Annotated in this window: 7 protein-coding genes and 1 pseudogene; 2 read left to right on the forward strand and 6 right to left on the reverse strand. The window is 68.7% G+C overall.

Features of this window, described 5'->3' with window-relative positions:
- From WBA11_RS10705 to WBA11_RS10725, 5 genes are all read right to left on the reverse strand, one after another.
- The coding region (locus tag WBA11_RS10705) for a hypothetical protein (RefSeq protein WP_424520679.1) at positions 1 to 3,121 on the reverse strand (3,121 nt) is incomplete at its 3' end.
- A gap of 55 nt (positions 3,122 to 3,176) precedes the next feature.
- A complete protein-coding gene (locus WBA11_RS10710) occupies positions 3,177 to 4,622 on the reverse strand; it encodes a cryptochrome/photolyase family protein (RefSeq protein ID WP_424520680.1) in 1,446 nt (481 codons plus the stop codon).
- A gap of 343 nt (positions 4,623 to 4,965) precedes the next feature.
- Positions 4,966 to 5,607, reverse strand: coding sequence for a PAQR family membrane homeostasis protein TrhA (trhA, locus tag WBA11_RS10715; RefSeq protein ID WP_424520681.1), 642 nt, complete (start codon positions 5,605 to 5,607; stop codon positions 4,966 to 4,968).
- Positions 5,604 to 6,182, reverse strand: coding sequence for a cob(I)yrinic acid a,c-diamide adenosyltransferase (locus tag WBA11_RS10720; protein ID WP_424520682.1), 579 nt, complete (start codon positions 6,180 to 6,182; stop codon positions 5,604 to 5,606). The genes trhA and WBA11_RS10720 overlap by 4 nt, the downstream gene beginning before the upstream one ends.
- 39 nt (positions 6,183 to 6,221) lie before the next feature.
- Entirely contained in the window at positions 6,222 to 7,010 is a 789-nt protein-coding gene (locus WBA11_RS10725; RefSeq protein WP_424520683.1) for an ABC transporter ATP-binding protein, read from the reverse strand.
- Between the two features lie 45 nt (positions 7,011 to 7,055).
- Between WBA11_RS10725 and WBA11_RS10730 the strand changes: the two genes are divergently transcribed.
- On the forward strand, positions 7,056 to 7,565 hold the full coding sequence (locus tag WBA11_RS10730) for a hypothetical protein (RefSeq protein ID WP_424520684.1): 510 nt from the start codon (positions 7,056 to 7,058) through the stop codon (positions 7,563 to 7,565).
- 63 nt (positions 7,566 to 7,628) lie between these two features.
- Entirely contained in the window at positions 7,629 to 8,177 is a 549-nt protein-coding gene (locus WBA11_RS10735) for a transposase (protein WP_424520685.1), read from the forward strand.
- Positions 8,178 to 8,267: 90 nt separating this feature from the next.
- On the opposite strand, the pseudogene WBA11_RS10740 reads toward WBA11_RS10735, so the two are convergent.
- Positions 8,268 to 9,009 (reverse strand): annotated as a pseudogene (locus tag WBA11_RS10740) (chromosome partitioning protein ParA); the annotation flags it as partial.

A 9,009-nucleotide genomic window follows, 5' to 3' on the forward strand; every position in this document is an offset into this window, starting at 1 on the left:
TGTCGGCGCCGTCGAACGCGTCCAGGCCGTCGCCCCCCACGCCGACGCGGATCGCAACGACGTCACCGGGTGTGGCGAGGGGCCCGATCTGCTGTGTCCCACCGTCCGCGTCGTTCGACGGCTGCGGGCGGAGCTCGAGGACGACCGTCGTCTCACCGTCGGTCGGTATGAACGGGGCGTCGCCAATCAGTGGGCCGTCCGAGGACGCATCTGCGAGCGTGACCGAGACCGGCTCGTCGCCGTCGGGCGCTACCTGGAGCACGACGATCGAGTACGCGCCGAGGGCGGCGTCCTCGAGGCCGGCCAGCGAGACCGGGCGGAAGGCGCCGAGCGTTGCGTCGAGGACGAGTGCGACGTCGGAGAGCGCGCCGCCCTCGACCTCGAGGCCGTCGAGCGAGACCGGCTCGCCGGTCGGGTTCCCTACGGTGACCAGCACGCGTCCGCCACTGCCGCCGGTGCTGTAGGTCGTGTTCCCGTTGCCAGGGGCGCCGGTCAGCGACAGGTCGCCCTCGACGTCGGGACCGAGCAGGACCGCTTGGCCAAAGGCGAGCAAGTCGTCGGGCGAGGCTGGAACGAACGCGTCGCCTTGGAGGACGAAGACGTCGTCGACGCCGGCGCGCTCGGCGACGTCGCCGGCCCGGAGCCCGCCGACGGGGACCGCGAAGAGGAGCGGCGCGCCGGCATCGACCGGGACGGTGGCCGTGATGGCGTCCGCGTCGTTGTCCACGACGACGAGCGCGGTCTGGTCCTGGCCGCCGGCCTCGAGGGTGAAGCCGTCGGCGCCGTTGTCCTCGACGGACACCTCGAAGATGAACGTCTCGGTGTCCTCCGGTTGGACGTCGTCGGTGATCGGCACGGTCACGACGTAGCGGCCGTCGTCGCCACGGTCGTCGTCGGCTCCGCCGATCGTGACGGTGGCCGAGGTGAACCCGTCGAGGTCGGCGGAGTCCCCTGACGTGAGCGTGACGGTGACGTCGGTGGGCGCGTCGGGCTCGGCGCCGACCACGATCTCTAGCGTGACGGAGCCGGCGTCCTCGAGGACGGCCTGCTGAACATCGGCGAACTGGACCGAGTTGTCGCGGCCTAGGACGTCTGTGACGGTGACGGTCACGTCGGCTGGGTTCTCGCTGTCGTAGCCGGCGTCGCGCGAAGTGGCTTCGCCGACGGCGACGGTCGCCACTTGGTCGCCGTCGGTGACGTCGTCGTTGACGCCCGTCACGGTGACGGTCTGGGTGAGGTCTAGCGTGCCGGCCTCGAACGTCAAGGACGTCGGCTCGACGGTCGCCTCGGCCGAGTTGCCGGACGACAGGGGGATGGTGACGTCGGCGGCGGGCGTGCGCGACAGGGTGACGTCAAAGGTGGCCGTGTCGGCCGAGCCGGCCTCCGCGATGGTCAACTCGAGGGGGGAGACCGTGATGGTGCCCTCCGTCTCCAAGATCTCGAACGCGTCGGGTACAAAGTCCAACGGGTTCCGGTCCGCGTCGTCCACGCCCACGATTCTCTGTGGCAAGACGTAGTTGTCGACGTCACCGAACGCGGCGAGCAGTTCGTCCGGGGTGCCGGACGTGGGCGCCTCAGTCTGCCCCTGAGTGTCGTAGTAGAACCCCCGGAGGTTGCCGGTCTCGAACACGGCATCGTTTCTGAGGGCGTCGGGCGGGACTGAGCCGTTGTCGCGGATCTCGGTGTAGTAAATGAAGTCGCCCGCCGACGGCGAAGTGGTGCTCCCTTGGTATGCGAAGAACGCGTCGCCACCGAACTCCGAGAGGATGAGCGGCTGACCCAGGTCGTCGACGACCACGCTCCCCTGAGACGAGTCCAAGAGCTCTCTGTTGGTCAGGTCGACAGTCACGACCGTCCCGGCCTCGAGGGCGCTGAGCGTGACCGTCGCGATGCCGTCGAAGCCGCCCTCGGTGATCGTCCCGTTGGAACTGACGGCGTAGTCGGAGAAGTTGATCTGAGTGCCGTCCACGACGTCTTTGAGCAGCACGAAGGAGAACTCTTCCCCACGACCGCCGCTCCCCGTAGAGTTGACCGGCGCGAGCGCGATGATCGCGAGGTCTCCCGCCTCGAGCTCTGTGCCGAGGTTCACGTCGACGTCCGTGACGGTCAGGAAGATGTCGGCAGGATCGACGCCGGCGAACGTCGCGTCGCCCGTTGCTGTGCCGGTCGTGATGGTCACGGCCTGGTCTCCGTCCACCGTCCCGTCTGCGACACCGGCCACATTAAACGTCTGGCTCGTCGTGCTGGCCGCGACGACGACGGAGGTCGGAACCGTGGCCTCGGTCGCGTCGCCCGATGTAAGGGGGACGGTCACATCGCTCGAGGGCGTCTCCGATAGGGTGACTGTAAACGTTCTCGTTCCGTTTTCGGCCAGGGGGAGGGGCGAGGTCTCGCTGCTCGACGGCGACACAGAGATCGTGGGCGATCCGTCGGAGACCGTGAACGCGTCTGGGAGGTATGTCTCCGGGTCGAAGTCGGCGCCACCCGACAGGAAGTAGTTGGCAGGGTCGTTAAACGCCGCGATCAACTCGGGAGGAGTCCCCGTGGTGGGGGCGCCGGCGCCGGTTGGGGTCGGCCGGGTGTCGTACGCGAACCCATCATCACCGTCGTTGAACACGGCGTCGTCGCCAAGGGCGGCTGGGGCCTGTGAACCACTGTCAGCGAGCTCGACGTAGTACAGGTATGTGGTGCCGGGCGCTACCGGCGTCGTGCCGCTTCCGCCCTGGTACGCCACAATGGAGTCGCCGAAGGTGGAGAGGTTGAAGGACGTGTTTGGGTTCGTGGCCGTGCCTTGGCCTGGGTCGGAAAGCGCCGGGATCGTTCCGGGGATGACGGTAACGACCGTGCCCGCATCGAGAGCTGAGAGCGTCACTTCAATGACGCCATCCGCATTGCTGGTGCCGCTGTTGTCCTCACTGGTCCCCCCACCCGCTAGCAAATCGATGTCTGAAAATCGGACAACGGTCCCTGCTTCTACGTCGGTCAAGAGGACGAACGAGAACTGCTCGTCGGCGGGATCGGCCGAGATGATCGCGAGGTCCCCCTCGGCGAGAGTCGTCTGGGCGCTGGCTGTGCCTGCCGCTAGGAGGAGGACGAGAGATAGGGCGTGACGAAAACGCATGCGAGCCTGGGGACGTGTCGAATCATGATAAGCCGCCCAGCCTGCACTACGATCCTTAACCGTTCACCTGCTTCACGGCCTCGAGGGCGCGGTCCCGAGCCTCGCCGTGGTCCACCATCGGCGCCGGGTACGTCTCGCCGAGCACGACGCCCGCGTCCTCGAGGACGTCGGCCGGCGCGTCCCACGGGGCGTGGATGTGCTTGGTGGGCAGGTCCGCGAGCTCGGGTACCCACTGGCGGATGTAGGCCCCGTCCGGGTCGTGCTTCTTGCTCTGGGAGACTGGGTTGAAGATCCGGAAGAACGGCTGGGCGTCCGCGCCGGAGCCGGCGGCCCATTGCCAGCCCATCGAGTTGTTGGCCAGGTCGCCGCCGACGAGCGCGTCCCAGAACCACTCGGCCCCGTCCTGCCACCGGACCAAGAGGTCCTTGGTCAAAAACGACGCCGTCACCATCCGGGTCCGGTTGTGCATCCAGCCGATGGCGTAGAGCTGGCGCATCCCGGCGTCGACCAACGGATAGCCGGTCTGGCCGCGCTGCCACGCCTCGAGGGCATCCTCGTCGTCCTTCCAAGGCATCTTGGCGTACTTCTCCTTGAGCGGCTCGGACGGAGTCTCGGGAAAGTGGTGGAGCACGTGGTACGAGAACTCGCGCCACCCGATCTCGCTCAAGAACTTGTCGACGGCCTCCCGGGTCGCCCCGTTCGTGACTCGGTCTTGCGACCGGTGCCAGACCAACCGCGGGCTGATCTCGCCCCAGTGCAAGTGCGGCGAGAGCATCGACGTGTCCCGAGCCGACGGGACGTTCCGCCCCTCGGGGTACTCGAGGACGGACTCCGCAAGGAACGTGTCGAGCCGCTCGAGGGCGCCGGCCTCGCCGGGCGTCCACTCGTCGCGCATGGCGCCAGCCCAGTCGACGCCGTCCTGCGCCTCAGGCGTGAGTCCGAAGTCCTCGAGGTCGGCGGAGCCCGGCCACTCGTCCGGCCCTTTCGTTTCGCCCAGTCGCGGCACCGGCAGCGGCTCGGACACGTCGGTCTCCGCCTGCATCTTCTTCCAGAACGGCGTGAACACCTTGTATGGCCCGCCTGATCCGGTCTGGACCTGCTCGGGGTCGTGCAGGATGCGACCTGCGAACTGGCGGACCTCGATGCCCTCGTCCTCGAGGGCACGGCGGACCTCCGAGTCGCGAGATGCGAGGTTGGGAGCGAGCCGGGTCTGCCACACGACGCGGTCGGCGCCGGTCGCCCGGCACACGTCGAGGACGGCCTCGAGGCTGGGGCCGTCGCGCAGGACGAGCCGGCTTCCTTTATCGCGCAGGGACGTGTCGAGGGCGAGCAAAGACTCGTGGAGCCACCAGCGGTGAGCGCCTCCGGGCGCCCAGTCGCCTTCCTCGTCAGGCGCCCAGACGAACAGCGGCACGACGTCGCCGCGCTCGGTCGCGTGCGTTAGGGCGGCGTGGTCCTCGAGGCGGAGGTCGTTGCGATACCAGACGACGGTGGCGGACATGGCGTGAGGAGCGAAGAAGAGAGGTTCTGAGTGCGCGACCTCGAGGCCGGTCCAGGGGTCGAGGTCGAGGCCGACCTTGAGCGACGCCCGTCCGTCCTCGAGGCCGGACGCGCTAGGGAAGGCGTTCGGAGGGGGAGAGGTTTCGACACCGCCCGCTTCTCAGGCATCGCCCGCTGATTCGACCTCGAGGCCGGGGCACCTGCACCTGGTCTCCGCCGATGCATTTGGGTCGGCCTCGAGGACGGGCCCGGTCGGGCGAGAGGCCTCACGCGAGAGGCCTCTCTGCTCCGGCTCCTCTTTTCGCGCCAGTCGAACCATCGAGGACGACGCCCTCGAACGTCATCTACGACAGGTGCAGGACCTCGACGAACGCCGCGACCACGTGGCAGGCGCTCCCGGCCATCACGAACCCGTGCCACACGGCGTGTGCGAACCGACGCTGGCTCATATAAAACACCGTCCCCAACGTGTAGGCCAGGCCGCCGCCCACGAGCCAGGCCAGCGTCGAGGGGGCCAGGAGCTCACGCATCGGCCCAGTCGCGACCACGATCAGCCAGCCCATCCCGACGTAGATCAACGTCGAGACCAGCTTGAACCGCCCGGTAAAGAACAGCTTGAAGACGATGCCCGCCGCGGCGAGCGCCCACACGACGGCGAACAGCGACCAACCCCAGGGGCCGCGCAGGCTGCCGAGCAGGAACGGCGTGTACGTCCCCGCGATCAGGGCAAAGATGGCACAGTGGTCGAACGTCTTGAGGGCCACCTTCGCTCTGCCCGGTGGGACGGCGTGGTAGAGCGTCGAGGCCGTGTACAGCAGGATCAGCGTCCCGACAAACACCGACGTGCCGACGATGGCCCACACGTCGCCAGACAGCGCGGCGAGGGTCACCAGAACAGCCCCAGCACAAATGCTAGCGACAGCGCCGAACCCGTGCGTGATCGCGCTCGCGAGCTCCTCCGAGAACGAATAGTCTGTCGTACTCATGACGGTGTGCGGTCGGCGACGGGTGCCCAGACCGGCTCGTCGACGCCGGCTTGAAGGTTGACCCAGCGAGAGAGGGTAAAGAGCAGGTCCGACAGACGGTTGAGGTAGTGGAGGCACTCGATCGAGACCTCCTCGAGGGTCGACGTCTCGACGACCAACCGCTCGGCGCGCCGAGACACGGTCCGGCCGAGGTGCAGCGCGGCCGCGCAGGCGGTGCCGCCGGGCAGGACGAAGTTCTTGAGTGGCGGCAGGTCCTCAGTGAGAGAGTCGATCTCGTCCTCGAGGCCGGACACGTGGTGGGCCTCGATGCGAGGGACCGGATAGGTCACGTCGCCCGGCGAGGCGAGGTCGCCACCGAGCACGAACAGCTCGTTCTGGAGCCGGCCCAACAGGTCGTCGGTCCGTCGGTCGGCGTCGGAGCGGTCGGCGGGGAGGGCGGCGCGGGCCATCCCCAAGGCCGCGTTGACCTCGTCCACGGTGCCGTATGCCGAGATACGAGGGTGGCTCTTGGCGACGCGGCTGCCTCCGAAGAGTGCCGTGGTGCCATCGTCGCCGGTTTTGGTGTAGACCTTCATGCGTGGAGCGGAGGGGCGGGGAACGGCCCGAGAGGTGTGTTAGCGCGCGACGTCAAGGTACCGGACCCGGACCTCGCCCGTGGTGACCTCGACATCGGCGTTTACCCCAAATACGTCGCGCAGAAGACCCGACGTGAGGATCGAGGTGGGCGGTCCGTCGGCGACCAGTCGGCCCTGGTGAAGCACCCACAATCGGGTCGCAAAGCGAGCGGCCAGCTCGAGGTCGTGAACGGCGGCGACGACCGTCCGGCCCTCGAGGACGAGCCGGGACAGTCGCGCCTGGAGGTCCAGTTGGTGGCGGACGTCGAGGTGGGCCGTCGGCTCGTCCAGCAAGAGCAGCCCCGCGTCCTGGGCGAGGGCCTGGGCCAAGGCCACCCGTTGCTGCTCACCGCCCGAGAGCTCCGTCACGGGCCGATGGGCGAGGTCGGCGAGGTCGACGGCCTCGAGGGCGCGCCGCACCCGGTCGTCGTCGTCGGTGCCGAGCCCCTCGGTCCAGCCGAGGTGAGGGGAGCGGCCCAGCGCGACGACCTCGGCGGCGGTGAACGCGACCGACAGGTCCGTCTGCTGCCGGACCAGGGCGACCTCTCGCGCCCGCGCTCGCGCCTTCCAGTCCGCCACGTCGCGTCCTCGAAGCTCGAGCGTGCCGGTGTGCGGAATCAGCCCGGCGATCGCGCGCAGGAGCGTCGTCTTGCCCGCCCCGTTCGGCCCGACCACGGCCACCGCGTCTCCGTCCTCGACGTGGAACGACACGCCCTCGAGGACGGGGCGTCCGCCCAGCGCGACCTCGAGGTCGCGGGCCAGTACGACAGGAGGGGTCGAGGTGGGCACCGATTCGAGGGCGGGGACGTTGCGGACGGACAGATCTTGCGCCCCATGCTACGCCTCGTTGCCCTGTCCCTTGTGTGCCTTCTCGTAGCGTGCGACGGGTCCCAGGTCGAAGGCCAGCGTTTGTTCGAGGACCAGGCGCTGTTGGCCCCGGCCTCCGGTGTGACCCAGACCGAGGCCGACGGGACCGTGACGAGCCGCGACCCCGACGACTGGCGCATTGGGCCGGCGTACGCGAACCAAGTCACGATCTTGAGCCTGCCGTCGCCCAATCCGGTCCAGCTGGGTGAGGCGCTGAGCTTCGTCGTCGATACGCAGGGCGTGCCCGGTGGTCTCCGCCTGGTCGTGCGATCCGTCGACCCGGTCACGCGAGTCGTCGACCTGCTCCGCATTCGAGACCCGGAGGCGGAGCGGCCCGAGGCGGCGGCGTCGGGGTTCTACCCGTTCGCGGTCAGCGTGCGCCAGCTCGCCATCGAGGGGCCGAGGCTGTACCGCGTGGTGCTGGTCACGGGCAACGGAGGGATCGTGTCGTACGGCGACGTCGAGGTGGTGGGGTAGCGTCCTCGAGGTCGTGTGGCGGATGGGGCCGCGACGGGTCTATCTGTTTCCCACTCGTCCTCGATGCGCTCTCGCGACCGTCGCTCTGTCCGCCTTCGTGATCACGGCTACCGCGACGGCCTGTACGCCGTTACGGTCTGCACGTGGGGGCGGGCACCGTTGTTCGGAGTCGTCCTCGAGGGCGAGGTGGTGCTGTCGGCGTTCGGGCAGATCGCACGCGACGAATGGGTGCTGACAGGGGAGATGCGTGACGCGGTCGTCCTCGATGCGTTCGTGGTGATGCCGGACCACGTACATCTACTGTTCGGGATCGTCGAGGGCGGTGGTCACGACGAGGAAGCCGCCAACCATGCGGACACACCAGCGGTGTGTCCCTACCCGAATGAAAGGCGGTTTGGGACCGCGATTTCAGGGACTGTGTCGTCCATCATGCGCCAGTACAAGTCTGTCGTCACCAAGCGAATTCGTGAGTCCAATCCTGCGGTCCGTGTCTGGCAAGGGCGGTTCCACGACCGCATCGTCCTCGAGGCCGAGGGGTGGCGCCGGTACATCGTGGCCAACCCCGCCCGATGGAATCCCGGCGGCCCACGACGTGACGGTCACCACGCGTAATTACCCGAGCCCACGCACTACCGTATGGACACACCGCTGGTGCGTCAGTATTCACCGGCGCGCAACCCGTGCATCTCGTCCTCGAGGTCGCTACCCCGACACCCGCGCCTGAAGCCGCTCGAAGTAGAGCTTGATCAGGTCCTGGTAGTCCGGCGAGTACCCCGACTCGAGGGCGCGGATCAGGTCCGCCCGGACGCGGTCCGGCGGGCGCGTCGTCCGGGGCTCAGAGGCGGGAGGTGGACGCTGGGGTGACCCGGCCTGGGCCTCCCGGCGCTCTTCCCGCCCACGCTGGTTCGCCGACCGCTCGGCCTCGAGGAGCTGTTCCAAGATCTGCTGTTGACGCGGCGCCGTGCGACGGTTGAGCTGGCCGTTGCGGAGCTCCGCGGCCTGCTCCCTCATCTGCTCCTCGATGCGCTGAAGGCCGGCCCGGTCGTCCGGGTGCAGGCCTGCGCCGCCGCCCTCGAGGGCGCGCTGGATCTGGCGGCGGAGCGCCTCCTGCTGCTCGGCCATCTGACGCAAGCGCTGACCCTGGTCGGGGGACAGCCGTTCGCCGCCCGCGCCCTCGTTGAGCATCTGCTGGATCCGCCGGTTCATCTCGGCCTGGCGCTGCGCGGCCTGCTGCATCTGCTCGCCCATCCCCTGGCTGCTCCCGCTTCCGCCGCCACCGCTGCCGCTGGAGTTGCTCTGGTTCTGGAGCTGCTCCAGCAGGTCCGCCAAGAGCAGGGCCAAGCTGTTGAGGTGCGACATCGAGGTCCGCTGGTTCGCCGACGCCGGCCCGGCCTGACGGTCGACCAGCCGCTCGATGGCCAGCCCCATCTCGCGCGCGCCGTCC

It is taken from the genome of Rubrivirga sp., assembly GCF_049648075.1.
In the GTDB taxonomy this organism is placed as follows: domain Bacteria; phylum Bacteroidota; class Rhodothermia; order Rhodothermales; family Rubricoccaceae; genus Rubrivirga.